The sequence below is a fragment of the Duffyella gerundensis genome (assembly GCF_001517405.1).
GTDB classification, from domain to species: domain Bacteria; phylum Pseudomonadota; class Gammaproteobacteria; order Enterobacterales; family Enterobacteriaceae; genus Duffyella; species Duffyella gerundensis.
Genome location: NZ_LN907827.1, coordinates 2,108,426 through 2,126,846 on the forward strand (window position 1 = coordinate 2,108,426; position 18,421 = coordinate 2,126,846).

The 18,421-nt window shown below is 51.1% G+C and carries 15 protein-coding genes and 1 pseudogene; 4 read left to right on the forward strand and 12 right to left on the reverse strand.

Translation table 11 applies throughout. From position 1 onward, the window contains the following. Positions 1-10: 10 nt before the first annotated feature. The 5 genes from oppC to EM595_RS09800 all read right to left on the reverse strand — a co-directional run bounded on the left by oppC (position 11) and on the right by EM595_RS09800 (position 6,626). Complete coding sequence (gene oppC, locus EM595_RS09780) at positions 11-919, reverse strand: oligopeptide ABC transporter permease OppC (RefSeq protein WP_067431061.1); 909 nt, start codon at positions 917-919, stop codon at positions 11-13. 12 nt (positions 920-931) lie between these two features. Beyond that, on the reverse strand, positions 932-1,852 hold the full coding sequence (gene oppB, locus EM595_RS09785; protein WP_067431062.1) for an oligopeptide ABC transporter permease OppB: 921 nt from the start codon (positions 1,850-1,852) through the stop codon (positions 932-934). Positions 1,853-1,944: 92 nt separating this feature from the next. Next, complete coding sequence (gene oppA, locus EM595_RS09790; RefSeq protein ID WP_067431065.1) at positions 1,945-3,582, reverse strand: oligopeptide ABC transporter substrate-binding protein OppA; 1,638 nt, start codon at positions 3,580-3,582, stop codon at positions 1,945-1,947. A gap of 167 nt (positions 3,583-3,749) precedes the next feature. Beyond that, on the reverse strand, positions 3,750-5,372 hold the full coding sequence (locus EM595_RS09795) for an ABC transporter substrate-binding protein (protein WP_067431068.1): 1,623 nt from the start codon (positions 5,370-5,372) through the stop codon (positions 3,750-3,752). 606 nt (positions 5,373-5,978) lie between these two features. Further along, positions 5,979-6,626, reverse strand: coding sequence for a YchE family NAAT transporter (locus EM595_RS09800; RefSeq protein ID WP_067431071.1), 648 nt, complete (start codon positions 6,624-6,626; stop codon positions 5,979-5,981). Positions 6,627-7,007: 381 nt separating this feature from the next. On the opposite strand from EM595_RS09800, the gene adhE reads away from it, so the two are divergent. Further along, positions 7,008-9,686 carry a bifunctional acetaldehyde-CoA/alcohol dehydrogenase gene (gene adhE, locus EM595_RS09805; protein ID WP_067431075.1) on the forward strand — a complete coding sequence of 893 codons (2,679 nt, stop codon included), beginning with the start codon at positions 7,008-7,010 and terminating at the stop codon, positions 9,684-9,686. A gap of 53 nt (positions 9,687-9,739) precedes the next feature. Here the strand turns inward: adhE and tdk are convergent, their stop codons facing one another. Then, positions 9,740-10,360 (reverse strand): thymidine kinase, encoded by a 621-nt coding sequence (tdk, locus tag EM595_RS09810; protein ID WP_067431077.1) that lies wholly within the window; start codon positions 10,358-10,360, stop codon positions 9,740-9,742. A 524-nt stretch (positions 10,361-10,884) separates the two neighbouring features. Here tdk and hns point away from each other — a divergent pair. After that, on the forward strand, positions 10,885-11,292 hold the full coding sequence (gene hns, locus EM595_RS09815) for a histone-like nucleoid-structuring protein H-NS (protein WP_067435349.1): 408 nt from the start codon (positions 10,885-10,887) through the stop codon (positions 11,290-11,292). A gap of 129 nt (positions 11,293-11,421) precedes the next feature. On the opposite strand, the gene EM595_RS21460 is transcribed toward hns, so the two are convergent. The 6 genes and pseudogenes from EM595_RS21460 to rssA form a co-directional block, all read right to left on the reverse strand. Continuing rightward, positions 11,422-11,790, reverse strand: a complete 369-nt coding sequence (locus tag EM595_RS21460; protein WP_269446969.1) for a Rossmann-fold NAD(P)-binding domain-containing protein — start codon at positions 11,788-11,790, stop codon at positions 11,422-11,424. Between the two features lie 3 nt (positions 11,791-11,793). Further along, a pseudogene (locus EM595_RS09820) lies at positions 11,794-12,428 on the reverse strand (NAD-dependent epimerase/dehydratase family protein); the annotation flags it as partial. Positions 12,429-12,442: 14 nt separating this feature from the next. After that, a complete protein-coding gene (locus EM595_RS09825; RefSeq protein ID WP_067431080.1) occupies positions 12,443-13,783 on the reverse strand; it encodes a UDP-glucose dehydrogenase family protein in 1,341 nt (446 codons plus the stop codon). A 22-nt stretch (positions 13,784-13,805) separates the two neighbouring features. Further along, entirely contained in the window at positions 13,806-14,714 is a 909-nt protein-coding gene (gene galU / locus EM595_RS09830) for a UTP--glucose-1-phosphate uridylyltransferase GalU (RefSeq protein ID WP_067431082.1), read from the reverse strand. Positions 14,715-14,905: 191 nt separating this feature from the next. Next, positions 14,906-15,919, reverse strand: a complete 1,014-nt coding sequence (gene rssB, locus EM595_RS09835; RefSeq protein WP_067431086.1) for a two-component system response regulator RssB — start codon at positions 15,917-15,919, stop codon at positions 14,906-14,908. Positions 15,920-16,019: 100 nt separating this feature from the next. After that, the gene (gene rssA / locus EM595_RS09840; RefSeq protein ID WP_067431089.1) at positions 16,020-16,922 is read right to left on the reverse strand and encodes a patatin-like phospholipase RssA; all 903 of its coding nucleotides are present in this window, start codon (positions 16,920-16,922) and stop codon (positions 16,020-16,022) included. Between the two features lie 104 nt (positions 16,923-17,026). Here rssA and EM595_RS09845 point away from each other — a divergent pair, with 104 nt between their 5' ends. Together EM595_RS09845 and purU are read left to right on the forward strand one after the other, a co-directional pair. Next, positions 17,027-17,485, forward strand: a complete 459-nt coding sequence (locus EM595_RS09845; RefSeq protein WP_067431092.1) for a YchJ family protein — start codon at positions 17,027-17,029, stop codon at positions 17,483-17,485. A 51-nt stretch (positions 17,486-17,536) separates the two neighbouring features. After that, positions 17,537-18,385 carry a formyltetrahydrofolate deformylase gene (purU, locus tag EM595_RS09850; protein ID WP_067431095.1) on the forward strand — a complete coding sequence of 283 codons (849 nt, stop codon included), beginning with the start codon at positions 17,537-17,539 and terminating at the stop codon, positions 18,383-18,385. Positions 18,386-18,421 lie beyond the last annotated feature (36 nt).

Genomic DNA, 18,421 nt, shown 5'->3' on the forward strand with positions numbered 1-18,421 from the left:
CGGGAACTCCTTAGCGATCTTTCGGGTCGAGGGCATCACGCAAGCCATCGCCGATAAAGTTAAAGCAGAACAGCGTAATCACCAGAAAACCTGCCGGAAACAGCAGCAGCCACGGCGACACTTCCATCGAGTTAGCGCCATCGCTGAGCAGCGCGCCCCAGCTACTTAACGGCTCCTGCGTACCCAACCCCAGAAAGCTGAGAAAAGATTCAAACAGGATCATGCTCGGCACCAGCAGCGAAGCGTAAACCACCACCACGCCAAGCACGTTCGGCACGATGTGGCGGGTAACGATTTTCATGGTGGACACGCCGCCCACGTGCGCAGCTTCGATAAACTCTTTGCGCTTCAGGCTCAAGGTCTGACCACGTACGATACGCGCCATATCCAGCCACGACACCATGCCGATCGCCACAAAGATCAGCAGGATGTTCTGACCAAAGAAGGTCACCAGCAGGATAACGAAGAACATGAACGGAAAGGAGTTGAGGATCTCCAGCAGGCGCATCATCACCGAATCGGTTTTTCCGCCCAGATAACCCGCCAGTGATCCGTACAGCGTGCCGAGCACCACCGCCACCAGCGCGGCAGAGACGCCCACCATCAGCGAAATACGACCGCCAATGGCGACGCGCACCAGCAAATCGCGGCCGGAGGAGTCGGTACCAAACCAGTGGCCGGAAACGGTGTCCGGCGGCGCAGACATCATCGCCCAGTCGGTGTCATCGTAGGTGAACTGCGCCACCATCGGTGCAATCGTCACGAACAACGCGATTAACAGCAGCACAAACAGGCTGGCCAGCGCCGCCTTGTTGTGGATAAAACGACGGCGGGCATCCTGCCACAAGCTACGGCCTTCTACTTCCAGTTTTTCACTGAATGTGTCGAGAGCCTCGCTATTTTTTTTAGTCAACATCACGGCGAGCCTCGCTTAATAACGAATTTTAGGATCGATAACGGCGTATAACACATCAACAATCGCGTTAAACAGAATGGTGAGCGCCCCCACCAGAATGGTTAGGCTGAGCACCAGCGAATAGTCGCGGTTCAGCGCGCCATTGACGAACAGCTGGCCAATGCCAGGTAATCCGTAAATGGTTTCAATGACCATTGAACCGGTGATAATGCCGACAAAAGCGGGACCCAAATAGGAGAGCACCGGCAGCAGCGCAGGCTTCAGCGCGTGACGCAGAATAATGCGGCGCATCGGCAGCCCTTTAGCGCGCGCGGTACGGATGAAGTTGGAATGCAGGATTTCAATCATCGAGCCACGCATGATACGCGCAATACTGGCAATGTAAGCCAGCGACAACGCCACCATTGGCAAAATCATAAATTTCAGCGCCCCGCCGTTCCAGCCGCCGCCCGGAAGCCAGCGCAGCAGAATCGCAAACACCAGCACCAGCAACGGCGCAACGACAAAGCTGGGGATAACCACGCCGGTCATCGCCACGCCCATCACCGCATAATCCCATTTGGTATTTTGCTTCAGCGCCGCGACCACGCCCGCGGTAACACCCAGCACCAGCGCCAGCAGGAACGCCGCCAGGCCAAGCTTGATCGAAACCGGAAACGCACCGGCGACCAGATCATTGACGCTGTAATCTTTGTACTTAAACGACGGCCCTAAATCACCGTGCGCCAGTTGCAACAGATAGTTGCCGTACTGTTTGATCATCGGATCGTTCAGATGATATTTCGCTTCGATGTTGGCCATTACTTCCGGGGCCAGCGTTCGTTCGCCGGTAAACGGGCTACCGGGTGCTAAGCGCATCATAAAGAAGGAGATAGTGATCAGAATAAAGAGCGTTGGAATCGCTTCAAGACAGCGACGAAAGATGAATTTTAACATTGCCTGTACCCACGTGCTGCCAGTTCCGCCCCCGCAGGAGCGGATCCACATTGCCTTATCAGAGGCGGAAAATTCCGCCTCTCAAACTGTCATCAGTGCTTAATGATATAAAGGTTTTTGTCGTAAACGTTGTCCAGCGGATCTTTGCCGGTATAACCGCCGACATAAGGTTTCACCAGGCGCGCGTTGACGTAATAATAAACCGGCACGATCACCGAATCTTTATCCAGAATTTGCTCTGCCTGCGCGTAAAGCGCGCTGCGTTTTGCATCATCCGGCGCCTTCAGTGTCTCACCCATGATCTTATCGAACGCCGGGCTCTTATAGTGCGCGGTGTTGTTGCTGCTGTCTGACAGCATGGTGTTCAGGAAGGTGGTCGGTTCGTTGTAATCCGCACACCAGCCAGCACGCGCCACGTCAAAGTTGCCCTGATGACGCGTGTCGAGGAAGGTTTTCCACTCCTGGTTTTCCAGCTTGACGTTGACGCCGAGGTTTTTCTTCCAGATCGACGCCACGGCGATAGCCAGCTTCTTGTGCAGGTCAGAAGTGTTGTACAGCAGATCGAAAGTCAGCGGTTTATCCGCGGTATAACCCGCTTCAGCCAACAGCTTCTTCGCCTCTTCGTTGCGCTTTTCCTGTGACCAGGTAAACCACTCCGGTGGCGTTAACTTGATGCCGTCGGTGTAAGGCGGTGTATAACCGTAGGCTGGCAGATCGCCCTGGTTTTTCACTTTGTTAACGATGATATCGCGATCGACACCCAGCTTAAGGGCAGCACGGACGCGCGGATCGTTAAATGGCGGCTTCTGGTTATTGATTTCGTAATAGTAAGTACAGAGGTAAGGATCGACGTGTACCTCGGTCGGGATCTCTTTCTTCAGCTTCTGGAACAGCTCAATTGGCATGTTGTTGTAGGTCATATCGCTGCCGCCGCTGCGATAGCGGTTAACATCGGTGACTTCAGAAGAGATCGGCAGGAAAGTCACTTTATCCAGTTTGGTATTGACGTTGTCCCAATAATTGGTGTTGCGCACCAGCACCAGACGCTCATTCACCACCCACTGCGACAGCTTAAATGCGCCGTTGCCGACCCAGTTTTCTGGCTGCGTCCACTTATCGCCAAACTTCTCAATGGCGGCTTTATTCACCGGTGACATGGAAGGATGGATCAGCAGCTTAAAGAAGTACGGTACCGGTTCGCTCAGCGTGACTTCAAGCGTATGTTCATCAAGCGCCTTCACACCGAGCTGATCGGGTTTTTTCTTACCGGAGATAATGTCATCCACGTTGAGCAGGTGACCATATTGCAGGTAGCTGGCATACGGAGACGCGGTTTTAGGATCGGCCAGGCGCTGCCAGCTGTAGACAAAGTCCTGCGCCGTCAGCGGTTCGCCATTTGACCATTTAGCATCTTTGCGCAGGTGGAAGGTCCACACTTTGCCATCTTTATTGTCCCAGCTCTCTGCCACGCCAGGAATCGGATGCCCCTGCACGTCACTGATGATCAGCCCTTCCAGCACGTCGCGGTTGGCGTTGGATTCGGGTACGCCCTCGATTTTATGCGGATCGAGTGACTGCAGTTCCGCACCGTTGCCTTTCACCAGCTCTTGTTTCGGAGCCAGTTCGGTGCCGGCAGGAACGGTTGCCGCCATAACGATGTTGCTGCTCATTGCGCTGAGCGCGGTGAAAACACCAATAGCAACAAGGCTTTTCTTTGTGATGTTGGTCATTATTACACTCCAGTGTTTTTTATCATCGCTGAGCCAGTCTGCTCAGCGTTTTTCCGTTTTCCGGAAGGCGCTTCACGGTGAGGAACGTCAGCCGCTAACGCCGTGACCCGTAATGGTCTTATCGTGACTCAGGCGCGCCCGGCTGTACCGCCGGATAATGCCTGCGCTCAATGATTCCTGATAAAGTAGTATTTCAGATCGGTGTAGTCCTGCGGATCTTTACCGGTAAACCCACCCACCCACGGCTTCACCAGCCGTACGCTGACGCGATAGTAGACCGGCACGATGGCTGAATCCTTATCCAGCTGCGCTTCCGCCTGCTGATAAAGCGCTGCCCGTGCATCGCTGTCGGATGCCGCCAGGGTTTTCGCCATAATGGCGTCGAACGCCGGGCTGCGATAGAACGCGGTGTTGGTCGACGAGTTCGACAGCAGCATATTCAGGAAGGTTGACGGCTCGTTATAGTCAGAGCACCAGGTGGCGCGTACCACGTCGTACTGCCCTTCATGACGCGTGGTCAGCAGCGTTTTCCACTCCTGATTTTGCAGGGTGACTTTCGCACCAAGATTTTTCTGCCACATTGACGCCGCCGCAATCGCCTGCTTTTTATTCTGATCGGAGGTGTTGTAGAGCAGAGTAAATTGCAACGGGTGCCCGGCGTTATAGCCCGCTTCAGCCAACAGCTTTTTCGCTTCGTCGTTACGTTGCTGCTGCGTCCAGCCAAACCAGGCCGGTGGCGTGAGCTTAGCACCGTCGGTAAACGGTGGCGTCAGGCCGTAAGCCGGGATTTGTCCCTGCCCCATGATTTTCTGCGCGATGATGTCACGATCAAGCGTCAGCTTGATGGCGCTGCGCACGCGCGCATCGTTAAAGGGCGCGCGCTGATTATTGATTTCGTAATAAAAGGTGCAGAGATAAGGGCTGACGCGCATCTCACCGCCCAGCTCTTTCTTCAGTCGGCCATAAAGCTCCGGCGGCACCGCACTGTTGGTCATATCGATACCGCCGGCACGATAACGGTTGATATCGCTGTTTTCGGAGGCGATGGGTAAAAATGTGCCCTGCTCAATCACCGTATGCGCGTTGTTCCAATAGTGCGGATTACGCTTAAGCACGATTTTTTCATTCACCACCCACTCGCTCAGCGTATAGGCGCCATTGCCGACATAGTGATCCGGCTGCGTCCATTTATCGCCCCAGCGCGCGATGACCCGAGCGTTGACCGGGCGCATGGCGGTGTGGGTCAGCATCGATAGCAGATAAGGCACCGGCTCACTCAGCGTGACCTGCAAACGATGCGCATCCAGCGCTTTCACGCCTAAGGTATCGGGGGATTTTTTGCCGCTGATAATCTCATCAACGTTGGCAATGTGCGCATATTGCGCATAGCTGGCGTAAGGGGATGCGGTTTTGGGATCGACCAGGCGACGCCAGCTATAAACAAAGTCCTCAGCGGTCACCGGCGTGCCGTCGCTCCATTTGGCATCGTCACGCAGGGTGAAGATCCACTCTGTGCCCTTCTGCTGCCAGGATGTGGCCACGCCAGGCACAACATGGCCATTATTGTCAGTTGAAACCAGCCCTTCCAGCAGATTAAGAATCACGTTGGATTCCGGTACGCCTTCGACTTTTTGCGGATCCAGCGAGGAAACTTCCGTGCCGTTGTTAATAACGATATTTTGCTGTGTAGCGAGAGAGGTTCCCGCAGGGACCTCAGCAGCACAGACAGTAAATGAGAACAGAATGCCTGCGACAGCCGTGCCTATGCGAGTAAGGGAGAGCTCATTCATTAAACGTTAACCAACCTCAATTAGATGACCTTACTGGCTACTAGCAAATTTCGTTCTCATTTTGCCGGTAAGCGCAAAAAATTCTGAATGCAGGCAAGCTATCAGAAGGAAACGACGTGCGCTAAGAGTAAATAACAAAAATGTTACCTATTTCTCTTTTAACATTTTTATTCTGGTGTGCAAAGTATTAATTTTCGCTAAAAAATAATAGCTAACTTAATGAAAAATAGTACTTTACCGGACATTCCCTCTCTGCATCAGCGGAATGACGAAACTCGCCGTTCGCGGCAACGCAATTCGTTCCAAATGCCTTTTTTGTAGCACGATCGCCTACTATTAATTGCATTTCAGGCGGGTCTCACTGCTTCTTAAATTTTAACCAGCATTATTTAATGTTAGAAAAATCACATTTTTTCACGCTATTTTGCCGGGTTTATTTTTAAGAAATAAAACTTATGGGCTGTTGCTCCTGTTAAGCCGCGTGAATAATTGCACCTTAATGGAACATAAAAATGGCCCGCTGCACTAATTAAGTGCGGCGGGCCATTATCATTGCGAAATAAGCTGTGATTGGGTTGGTTAAATGCTGAGCATTCAGGGCGTTATTTAATTCACCAGGCCAGGAAATAGCGCACGCAATCCGGTCACCACAAATTCGATGCCTAACGCCATTAGCAGCAAGCCCATAATACGGGTAATGACGTTAATGCCGGTTTGTCCCAGTACGCGTGCCATCAGCGGCGCGGCACGGAAAAGCAACCAGCAACAGCCCGCAAATAAGGCGATAGCCAGGCTGAAGCCCAGCAGGTTTATCCAGCTGTGATAGCGCGTACTCCAGACAATGGTAGAGCTGATGGCACCCGGACCGGCCATTAACGGTAGCGCCAGTGGTACCACGCCGATGCTTTCACGAATCGCGGTTTCTGATTTCTCCTGCTTGTTCTGTTTATCCTCACCCAATTTACCGCTGATCATCGACATGGCAATGGTCACCACCAGAATGCCACCAGCGATACGGAATGAATCGATCGAAATGCCAAACAGACGCAGGATGGCGTCACCTAAAAACAGCGAACTCCAGAGAATAATCGCTACCGCCAGGTTGGCGGTAAAATTGGTTTTATTACGCTCGGCGACCGCCTGATAGCTGGTCATGCTGATAAAAACTGGAATGATGCCCACTGGATTCACCAGGGCAAAAAGACCGACAAAAAATTTTATGTAGCCTGATAAATCAAGAATAGCCGGATTCATTGCGCGCTCCTGAGCCGGTAAATCACTGTGCTAAATACGTTTAACCCCCTGACAGGCAGCCAGCCCGAGGCCACCGGTTTTCTGCCTTTATAAAGTAACTCTGTCAATACTTGATCCTTAACAAGCTGAATGGTGTCAGCATGCGTAAAAATTGATCCAAATCATTATTCACTGCCTCCGATAAGAGTAATCTTTAATCAGACAAAGCAGATAAACACTCATAGTAAAGCGCTCAGGGCAGCATTTTAGCCAAACACTTTTAGTAATAAGCATGATAAAGCACTATTTAATGCAATTCTCGTTTATCTCAGCCAACAGAGGGCGGACAAACGAAAAACATGCTCCTTAACTAAAAGAGTTTACCTTTATCAGGAGAGCATTATGGCCGTTACTAATGTTGCTGAACTAAATGCAATGGTTGCCCGTGTAAAACAGGCACAGCGTGAGTACGCAAACTTCACGCAGGAGCAGGTTGATAAAATCTTCCGTGCTGCTGCCTTTGCCGCCGCCGACGCCCGCATCCCGCTGGCAAAAATGGCGGTTGCCGAATCTGGCATGGGCATCGTTGAAGATAAAGTGATTAAAAACCACTTTGCCTCTGAATATATTTACAACGCCTATAAAGACGAAAAAACCTGCGGCATTCTGGAAAGCGATGACACCTTCGGTACCATTACCATCGCGGAGCCAACCGGCTTGATCTGCGGGATTGTACCGACAACTAACCCAACGTCCACCGCAATCTTCAAGGCGCTTATCAGCCTTAAAACTCGTAACGGCATTATTTTCTCTCCGCATCCACGGGCGAAAAACGCTACCAACAAGGCGGCGGACATTGTCCTGCAGGCCGCGATTGCTGCCGGAGCGCCTAAAGACATTATTGGCTGGATCGATGCGCCTTCCGTCGAACTCTCCAATCAGCTGATGCACCATCCCGATATCAACCTGATCCTCGCAACCGGTGGTCCGGGTATGGTGAAAGCGGCCTACAGTTCAGGCAAGCCGGCTATCGGCGTAGGTGCGGGTAACACGCCGGTGGTAATTGATGAAACCGCTGATATCAAGCGTGCCGTCGCCTCTATTCTGATGTCAAAAACCTTTGATAACGGCGTGATTTGCGCCTCTGAACAATCCGTCATCGTGGTCGACAGCGTTTATGATGCGGTGCGTGAACGTTTTGCCAGCCATGGTGGCTATTTGCTGCAGGGCGCAGAGCTGAAAGCAGTGCAGAATATTATTCTGAAAAATGGCGGCCTGAATGCGGCGATTGTAGGTCAGTCAGCGGTCAAAATTGCTGAAATGGCCGGAATCAGCGTGCCGGTCAATACCCGTATCCTGATTGGTGAAGTGGTGTTGGTCGATGAGTCCGAGCCGTTCGCTCATGAAAAACTCTCGCCAACGCTGGCGATGTATCGAGCCAAAAGCTTTGAAGATGCCGTAGAGAAAGCGGAAAAACTGGTGGCAATGGGCGGCATCGGCCATACCTCCTGCCTCTATACTGACCAGGATAACCAACTGCAGCGCGTGCACCACTTTGGCGACAAAATGAAAACCGCGCGCATTCTGATCAATACGCCTGCTTCTCAGGGCGGCATCGGCGACCTCTACAACTTCAAACTGGCACCATCCCTGACGCTGGGTTGCGGTTCATGGGGCGGTAACTCTATCTCTGAAAACGTCGGTCCAAAACATCTGATCAATAAGAAAACCGTGGCTAAGCGAGCAGAAAATATGTTGTGGCACAAACTGCCGAAATCTATTTACTTCCGTCGCGGTTCACTGCCGATTGCCCTGGAAGAAGTGGCAACAGACGGTGCGAAACGCGCGTTTATCGTGACCGACCGTTATCTGTTTAACAACGGTTATGCCGACCAGATTATCAACGTTCTGAAACGTCACGGTATTGAAACCGAAGTGTTCTTTGAAGTGGAAGCGGATCCAACCCTGAGCGTGGTGCGTAAAGGCGCTGAGCAGATGCACTCATTCAAACCGGATGTGATTATCGCCCTGGGCGGTGGTTCGCCGATGGATGCGGCTAAAATCATGTGGGTAATGTACGAGCATCCGGAAACCCATTTCGAAGAGCTGGCGCTGCGCTTTATGGACATTCGTAAACGCATCTACAAATTCCCGAAAATGGGCGTCAAAGCCAAAATGGTGGCGATTACCACCACTTCCGGTACCGGTTCAGAAGTGACACCGTTCGCGGTAGTAACTGATGACGCCACCGGTCAGAAATATCCGCTGGCAGACTATGCGCTGACGCCGGATATGGCTATCGTCGATGCAAATCTGGTGATGAACATGCCGAAGTCTCTCTGCGCTTTTGGCGGCATTGACGCGGTAACCCATTCACTGGAAGCCTACGTTTCTGTACTGGCAAATGAATATTCAGACGGTCAGGCATTGCAGGCACTGAAGCTGCTGAAAGAGAACCTGCCAGCCAGCTATCGTGACGGCGCGAGCAATCCGGTTGCCCGTGAACGCGTACACAATGCTGCGACTATCGCCGGTATCGCCTTTGCCAACGCCTTCCTTGGGGTCTGCCACTCCATGGCGCATAAGCTGGGCTCTGAATTCCACATTCCGCACGGTTTATCGAACGCGCTGCTGATTTGTAACGTCATCCGCTATAACGCGAACGACAATCCAACTAAGCAGACTGCCTTTAGCCAGTACGACCGTCCGCAGGCGCGTCGTCGCTACGCAGAAATCGCCGAGCATCTGGGTCTGGTTCAGCCTGGCGACCGCACCGCCCAAAAAATTGAGCGGTTACTGGCTTGGATTGAAGAGCTGAAAGCGCAGTTGGGCATTCCAAAATCGATTCGCGAAGCAGGCGTGCAGGAGGCAGATTTCCTGGCCAAAGTGGATAAGCTGGCTGAGGATGCCTTTGATGACCAGTGTACCGGTGCTAACCCACGCTATCCGCTGATTGCTGAACTGAAACAGGTTATGCTCGACAGCTTCTACGGTCGTCCGTATGACGAACCTTTTGCTTCAGTAGCAGAAGCAATTGCCGAGCAGCCGGTGAAAGCAGAGAAAAAAGCGAAGAAAGTGTAAAACGCTGACAATAAAAAACCCGCTAAGGCGGGTTTTTTTTGGCCTGCTGGCGGTCAAATCGAACGCACGGGTACGCCATGAACCTCTTCCAGCGAACCGCTGCTCAACGCCTGCTTATAATGCTTACGGCAGACCGATACATAACGCTCGTTGCCGCCAATCACAACTTGCTCCCCTTCGTGACGGGGACGCCCTTCGCTGTCCAGCCGTAGCACCATGGTCGCTTTGCGTCCGCAATGACAAATAGTTTTCAGCTCGACCAGCTTATCCGCCCACGCGAGCAGATATTCACTACCACTAAACAGCTCACCGCGAAAATCGGTGCGCAAACCGTAACAGAGCACCGGTATATCCAGTTCGTCGACCACATCTGACAATTCCCTGACCTGCTCTTTCGTCAGGAACTGGCATTCATCAATAAGCACGCAGTGAATAGGCTGCCGCTGATGCTTAGAGGAAATTTCCGTATAAAGCGCGGTTTGGGTATTAAACAGGCTGGCTGGCGAACTGAGTCCGATACGTGAGCTGACCTGTCCGGCACCAAAGCGATCGTCAATTTCTGCGGTGTAAACGACGGAGCGCATGCCTCGCTCCTGATAATTATAGGAAGATTGTAACAGGGCAGTAGATTTTCCGGCATTCATCGCCGAATAATAGAAATAAAGCTGCGCCATCGGGCTGGGCTCCGCAGTAAAAGATATTTATGCCGCCGATTCTAACATGCAGGCGAAAATTTTCACTAAGACAGCAACCTGCCCCCAGGTTAATGTTAAGCGCGTTATCTGTTTTAAAAGCCTGCCGTTAAGATTTAGCCGACAGGATGAAATGCCGCTGCAACGGATTAAATGCCATTACGTTCTGCCGCAACCGCTAATCAACAAGGCGATTAACGGCATATTCAAATGAGAAAAGGCTTAATGAATCTGTTTATGGCTGACAAAAGATTACGGATATAACTACGAGCGTAGCGGCAGTTAAAAAAGGGCACTTTGCTAGCTATCAATGATTAATTCTAATTTTATAAGGGGCTAAGCGGGTTAAGTGCTCGCGTTATAGGGTTTATTTTTCATTACACAATGCTGCTAAAATAGGATTTGTGAGTTTCTTACAAAATTAACTATTGCAGTTCTTTTTTGCCATCACTACTATTACCTGGCAGAACAACTCTCCCGATGAATATATAAAAGAGATTAAGATAATGAGCGAAGCCCTTAAAATTTTAAACAACATCCGCACCCTTCGCGCTCAGGCCAGAGAGTGCACCCTCGAAACGCTGGAAGAAATGCTGGAAAAATTAGAAGTTGTCGTTAATGAACGCCGCGAAGAAGATAATCAAACCGCAGCAGAAAACGAAGAGCGTACGCGCAAACTGCAACAATATCGTGAAATGCTGATTGCTGACGGCATTGATCCTAATGAATTACTGCAGACCATGGCGGCGACTAAAGCACCTGGCAAGACCAAGCGTGCGGCCCGTCCGGCTAAATATCACTACACTGATGAAAATGGCGAAGCCAGAACCTGGACTGGTCAGGGCCGTACGCCAGCGGTGATTAAGAAAGCTATCGAAGATGAAGGCAAACAGCTGGATGACTTCCTGCTTTAACGCTTTTAAGGTGCTACGCTTTTAGCCCCATCTATTAATGGGGTTTTAATGACGAAACTTTGTCACTTAATCACATCATGCAGGGCATAAAAAAAGGAAGCCAGGCTTCCTTTTTTTAATTCCACTGGTTTATTGTTGATAGAATGCTTTATACCAGCTGACAAAACGGGCAATGCCCTCTTCCACCGTTGTTTCCGGTTTAAAACCAATCGTTTCGTAAAGCGCACTGGTATCGGCACTGGTTTCCAGTACATCCCCAGGCTGCATTGGCAGCAGATTCTTTTTGGCCTCAATACCCAACGCTTTCTCCAGCGCCTCAATATAAGCCATCAGCGTCACTGGCTGACTGTTGCCAATATTATATACACGATATGGCGCAGAGCTGGTTGCTGGCGAGCCTGTTTCTACCGTCCAGTTTTCATCACGTTGCGGAATCACATCCTGTAAACGCACGATAGCTTCGGCAATATCATCAATATAAGTGAAATCGCGGCGCATTTTTCCGTGGTTATAAACATCAATGCTTTCGCCCGCGATGATTGCTTTAGTAAATTTAATAAAGCCATATCAGGCCGACCCCATGGACCATACACGGTAAAAAAGCGCAGGCCTGTGGTGGGCAGATTATAAAGATGGGAATAGGTGTGCGACATTAACTCATTAGCCTTTTTGGTCGCGGCATAGAGCGATACCGGATGATCAACGCTGTCATCGGTTGAAAAAGGCGTTTTACGATTTAATCCATAAACAGAACTGGAGGACGCGTATAATAAATGGCCAATCTTATGATGGCGGCATCCTTCGAGAATATTGAGGTGACCTACTAAATTGGCATCAGCATAGGCGTGAGGGTTATCAATGGAATAACGTACGCCAGCCTGGGCGGCCAGATGTATCACCCGCTCAAAGCCATTCTGTTCAAATAGCGAGGCAATGGCCTGCCGATCGGCAAGATCGCCATGACAGAACGAAAACTGAGGATGGTGAAGGAGTTGATCCAGACGGGCTTGCTTGAGGCTGATATCGTAATAATCATTCAGGTTGTCGAGACCGACAACCTGGTGACCGGCGTCCAGCAGGCGCTGGCTAACATGAAAACCAATAAAACCTGCTGCGCCGGTAACCAGATATTTCATACTTTCCTCGTTAATTATGCAATGTCGATAGACTTCCCGCGGCCGATTGCATAATAAACGAAACCGCGTTTGCTGATTCTTTCTGGATCATACAGGTTACGACCATCAAAAATCACGGGTTCTTTTAGGGCATTTTTAATGACGTCAAAATCCGGTGCGCGGAAGTTCTGCCATTCGGTACAGATGACCAGGCCATCAGCACCCTGCAGAGCAGATTCTTTCGTGCCCATCAGTTTCAGGTCACTACGGTGTCCGTAAATGCGCTGTGCTTCATCCATTGCTTCTGGGTCAAATGCCTGTACGCTGGCGCCCGCTTCCCACAGCGTTTCCATCAGTACACGACTTGACGCCTCACGCATATCATCGGTATTCGGTTTAAAAGAGAGACCCCACAATGCAAAGGTTTTCCCTTTGAGGTCATCACCGAAATGACGTTTGATAAACGTTGGCAGCTTGGTTTTCTGCTTGTCATTCACATCTTCAACCGCCTGCAGCAGGCGCGGTGTATAACCGATAGATTCAGCCGTGCGAATTAACGCCTGCACATCTTTCGGGAAACATGAACCGCCGTAGCCACAGCCTGGATAGATGAAGTGGTAGCCAATACGTGGATCAGAACCGATCCCCTGGCGCACTTTCTCGATGTCGGCACCCAGGCGTTCAGCCAGGTTAGACATCTCATTCATAAAGCTGATTTTGGTGGCCAGCATGCAGTTAGCCGCATATTTGGTCAGCTCAGCACTACGGATATCCATCAGGATCAGACGATCGTGATTGCGGTTAAACGGCTCGTAGAGTTCACGCAGCAGTTCAACTACGTCGTCATTGTCAGTACCGACAACAATACGCTCAGGACGCATACAGTCGCTGACCGCCGCGCCTTCTTTCAGAAACTCTGGGTTCGACACCACGTCAAACGTAACGTCAAGGCCGCGCGCCTTCAGGGTCTCTTCCATTACTGCGCGTACTTTATCTGCCGTGCCAACCGGTACGGTAGATTTATCCAGCACCACTTTGTGCTCGGTCATGTACTGAGCAATGGTACGGGCTACTGCCGTCACATATTTCAGATCTGCAGAGCCATCTTCATCAGGAGGCGTGCCCACTGCGATGAACTGCATCACACCGTGGTTAACGCCTTCTTCCGCGTCGGTAGTGAACTTCAGGCGGCCCGCTTCATAGTTCTGTTTTACCAGCGGGGTAAGGCCCGGCTCATAAATAGGGATGATGCCCTTTTTCAGATTTTCGACTTTATTCGCGTCAACATCGACACAAAGAACGTCATGTCCGACTTCAGCCAATACTGCAGCCTGAACCAGACCAACATAGCCGATACCAAATACGGAGACTTTCATTGAGTTATCCCGTTCCTAATAATTACTTGTTGCTGCCGACTTCGCTTTCAAGCCACTTTTTAAAGTCGCTACCCAGCGTTTCATGACGCACGCCGTATTCAACGAATGCTTGCATGTAGCCCAGCTTGTTGCCGCAGTCATGGCTCACACCTTTCAGGTGATACGCTTCAACGGTCTCTTTTTCCATCAGCATTGCAATGGAGTCAGTCAGCTGTACTTCGCCGCCTGCGCCCGCTGGGGTTTTAGCCAGCAGAGGCCAGATATCAGCAGACAGGACATAACGACCCACTACCGCCAGGTTAGAAGGCGCTTCAGCCGCTTTAGGCTTCTCAACTACGCCCACCATTGGTGCGCTGTCACCTGGGTTCAGGGTTGCGCCCTGGCAATCAACCACGCCGTAAGCGGTTACATCGGCAACGGGCTCAACCATGATCTGGCTACGGCCGGTTTCGTCATAACGCTGCAGCATTTCTGCCAGGTTTTCTTTAGACAGATCGGATTCATATTCATCAATGATCACGTCTGGCAGGATAACCACGAATGGCTCGTTGCCAACCAGTGGCTGCGCACACATAACAGCGTGGCCCAGGCCTTTAGCGATACCCTGACGAACCTGCATGATGGTCACGTGTGGTGGGCAGATTGACTGGATTTCGTCCAGAAGCTGACGCTTAACGCGTTTTTCCAGCATGGACTCAAGTTCAAAGCTGGTATCAAAATGGTTTTCGATAGCATTTTTTGAAGAGTGGGTAACCAGTACGATTTCGTTGATACCGGCAGCGATACATTCGTTCACGACATACTGGATCAGTGGCTTATCAACCAGCGGTAACATTTCTTTTGGAATTGCTTTGGTGGCAGGCAGCATACGCGTGCCTAAACCTGCAACTGGGATTACCGCTTTTTTTACTTTTGACTTATAGGCAGACATTAAGATACCCCTCTTAGGCAGTTCAAGTTATTACTTGATATGTCGATTTAAAAACGAAATGAGTATATCAGGTGAATAGCGCCGGATTTATCCTGGTTAGGTCATATCCGACGAAATTAAGATTATTACCCAAGTGTAAAGCTTAAATTTGGCACTGCTGGGAAGTGCCAAAAAATATATTTTTTACTGGCTTAATCGGTCGCTAACATCAGGCGCAGCCTGCCACCAGCGCCCCACACCTGGCATTGCCATGCATCGCCTTTTTGGCTTATTTGATTAAGATGTGTGCTTCCCATTGTGCCGAGCGGAACACCATTGCTCAGCTGTATTTGATGAGTATTAATGTTCAAAGTGGCGTTTAAACCAGCAGAAACGAGGATAAGGCTCTTTAAGGTCTGATGGTAATAACCCACCAGCAGCGGAAATTGCCCCTGTAAATTAGCCTGCCGTAATAAAAGGTTCACCTGTTTTAACAGCCCGGTTAATTCCGGCAGCCTTTGTTTGCGCTCTGAAATCTGCTCCTGCAACAGGCCGTTAAACAGCGCACGCAACAACAAGGCGGCCAGCACGCCGTTATCCCCTGCTCGCGTGACATCCAGACAATAAAACGCCAGATCTTTATCCGAGAGCGCAGCGATATCCAGGACCAGGCCTGGCTGCTCGGCCATCGTCAGCTGGCGATAATTGATCCGGCAGTTAGCGATGGTTTGCTGCACCGGCGGCTGCAACTGTTTCAACAGCTTGGCGGCGGCGCTGGGATCGCGCACCAGCGCATCCCAATCCTGAAACAGCTGTTCATCCTCTTCTACTTTTGAGGTAAACATTGAGGGATAGAGGCATTCGTAAACGGCTTCGCGCAGTCGCTCAAGATTTTTAAGCGGTTTCAGTAGCACATCCTGCACGCCAAGGCGCAGCACGTGGGCGATATCTGCCATGTTTTCGGTGGCCGAAATCACTAACACAGGGATCACCGAGCCCTGCGTACGCAGATGCTCCACAAACTTGATGCCGTTCATGCGTGGCATTTCAAGATCGCAAATAATCAGATCCGGCGCGGCGACCTTAAGCTTCTCAATCCCTTCAAGACCGTCACCAGCGGTAGCGATTTCGCCACCCATTGCCTGGAGGAAGTTTTCCAGCAGAGAGCGGAAAATGACCTCATCTTCAATGATGAGAATCTTTTTCCCAATTAGCGGCTTTTCCATTTATCTCCCCCTGGTACCAGATATTTCAATAGTGGCTCAAAAACTGCTGTTTTGCCTGTCAGAATTGGCTGAACTCGTTGTGTTTTTTGTTCAGGCACAATCAAATGTTTCGTAATAGTGGTAAAAGCTCATCCATTTTCTTCTCTACGGCCGCTTTCCCTGCGGCAATCGCCTCTTCTGCCCGATGAAAATCCAGCGTCGATATCTGCGGACAGAAGGGCTGAATCAGTACATCTGGCGGATCGCCTGCCATACGATGGCGCTTGACGCGGTTTTCCAGCATTTGAATAGAGGTCGTCATGATCTCCATCGCACCGGGCGTCTGATTATTCCGCCTTTGAGTCATACCCATTAGCCGCTGGCGGATTGACGTACGCCAGCCGCGGCTTTCAGGTGCTACCGGCTCATCCACCGGCGGTGTGACGGACAGGAGATCCTGCTGCATGAGGTGAGCATCATGTTGTAAATCAACGGCGATCACAATATCTGCTCCAAGGGCGCGTGTCAGTGAGACAGGAACCGGGTTGACCACCGCGCCATCCACCAACCAGTATCCATTGTAGCTTACTGGCGCCAGAAGGCCGGGCATACTGCAAGAGGCGCGCACGGCACGCTGTAGATCACCATCGGTTAGCCAGAGCTCACGCCCGGTGCTTAAGTTGGTGGCCACCACGCCGAAGGGTTTGCCGCATTCCTCGATGGTCTCGTGCGGAATCAGACGATGAATATGATTAAATACCTTCTCGCCGCGCAGCAGGCCGCCACGCCGCCAGGAAAAATCCATAAGCCGGATGACATCCCAATAGCTGAATGAGCAGACCCACTTTTCCATCAGCGGAAGACGCTGGTTAACGTAGGCAGAGCCGACCAACGCGCCGACCGAACACCCCGCCACGACATCTATCTGAATGCCCGCCCGCTCCAGCGCCTTAATCACGCCGATGTGCGCCCAGCCTTTTGCCGCGCCTGCGCCAAGGGCCAGGCCTATTTTTACCTGTCTCATACAACCTCTACTCTCAGCGGCATCACCCTGATGACTTCAATTCCCTGACTCGGGTAACATAGGGCGCTTGTAAACGCTCTCATTAATCACAGTTTGGAGTTAACGTGTCAGAACCCTGTCCCTGCTGCAGTGGCCAGCAGTATAGCCTATGTTGCCAGCCCTACTTAGCGCGGGCTGCTCAGCCCCCTACAGCAGAAGCCCTGATGCGTTCACGCTACAGCGCCTACGTTAAGCACGACCTTGCCTGGCTGCTGGCCACCTGGCATCCCGCTCAGCGTTCGCCTTCACTAAGTGCGTCATTATCTGAAAGTTTTCAAAATACACAATGGCTTGGATTGAATGTAACCGCTTGCGAAGCGGGAAACCATGAGAATGAAAGCCTGGTAACCTTTTTTGCGCGCTATGTCGAAAACCATACCAACGGCTTTATCTATGAACGTTCGCGCTTTCTTCGCGAGGATCATCGCTGGTACTATGTCGACGGTACGTACCCGCAGCCAGGCCGCAATGACGCCTGTCCATGTGGCTCGGGCAAAAAATACAAAAAATGCTGCGGCCTTTGATGTCTGGCTCAAAAACCAGCGGATTGATTGTTTCACAGGATGCTAATTGATATGCAAGCGCAAACCATCGAAAGAAAAGTGCTTCGGACCGTTTGTCCGGATGCAAAAGGCCTGATCGCCAAAATCACCAATATTTGTTACAAGCACGAGCTTAACATCGTGCAAAACAACGAGTTCGTTGACCATCGCACCGGGCGCTTTTTTATGCGCACCGAGCTGGAAGGTATTTTCAACGACGCAACCCTGTTGGCCGATCTGGATGGCGCCCTGCCGCAGGGTGCCACTCGCGAGCTGAACTCTGCCGGTCGTCGGCGCATCGTCATTCTGGTCACTAAAGAAGCGCACTGTCTTGGCGATCTGCTGATGAAAAGCGCTTACGGTGGGCTGGATGTGGAGATCGCAGCCGTCATCGGTAATCACGATACGCTGCGCACGCTGGTTGAACGCTTTGACATTCCGTTTGTGTTAGTCAGCCATGAAGGCCTGACGCGCGAAGAGCATGACATTAATATGGCCGTGGAGATTGAGCGCCACCAGCCTGACTATGTTGTGTTGGCCAAATATATGCGCGTGTTAACGCCTGCCTTTGTTCAGCGCTTCCCCAATCAGATTATTAATATTCACCACTCATTTTTACCGGCGTTTATCGGCGCACGTCCTTATCATCAGGCGTATGAGCGCGGGGTGAAAATCATTGGCGCCACGGCGCACTATGTGAATGATAATCTCGATGAAGGCCCGATCATCATGCAGGATGTGATTCACGTTGATCACAATTACACCGCTGAAGATATGATGCGTGCTGGTCGTGACGTCGAAAAGAACGTGCTGAGTCGTGCGCTGTATAAAGTGCTGGGGCAACGGGTGTTTGTTTACGGCAACCGCACCATCATTTTATAAGCCTTTTCATGCTGGTTTGTATGACGAACCAGCATG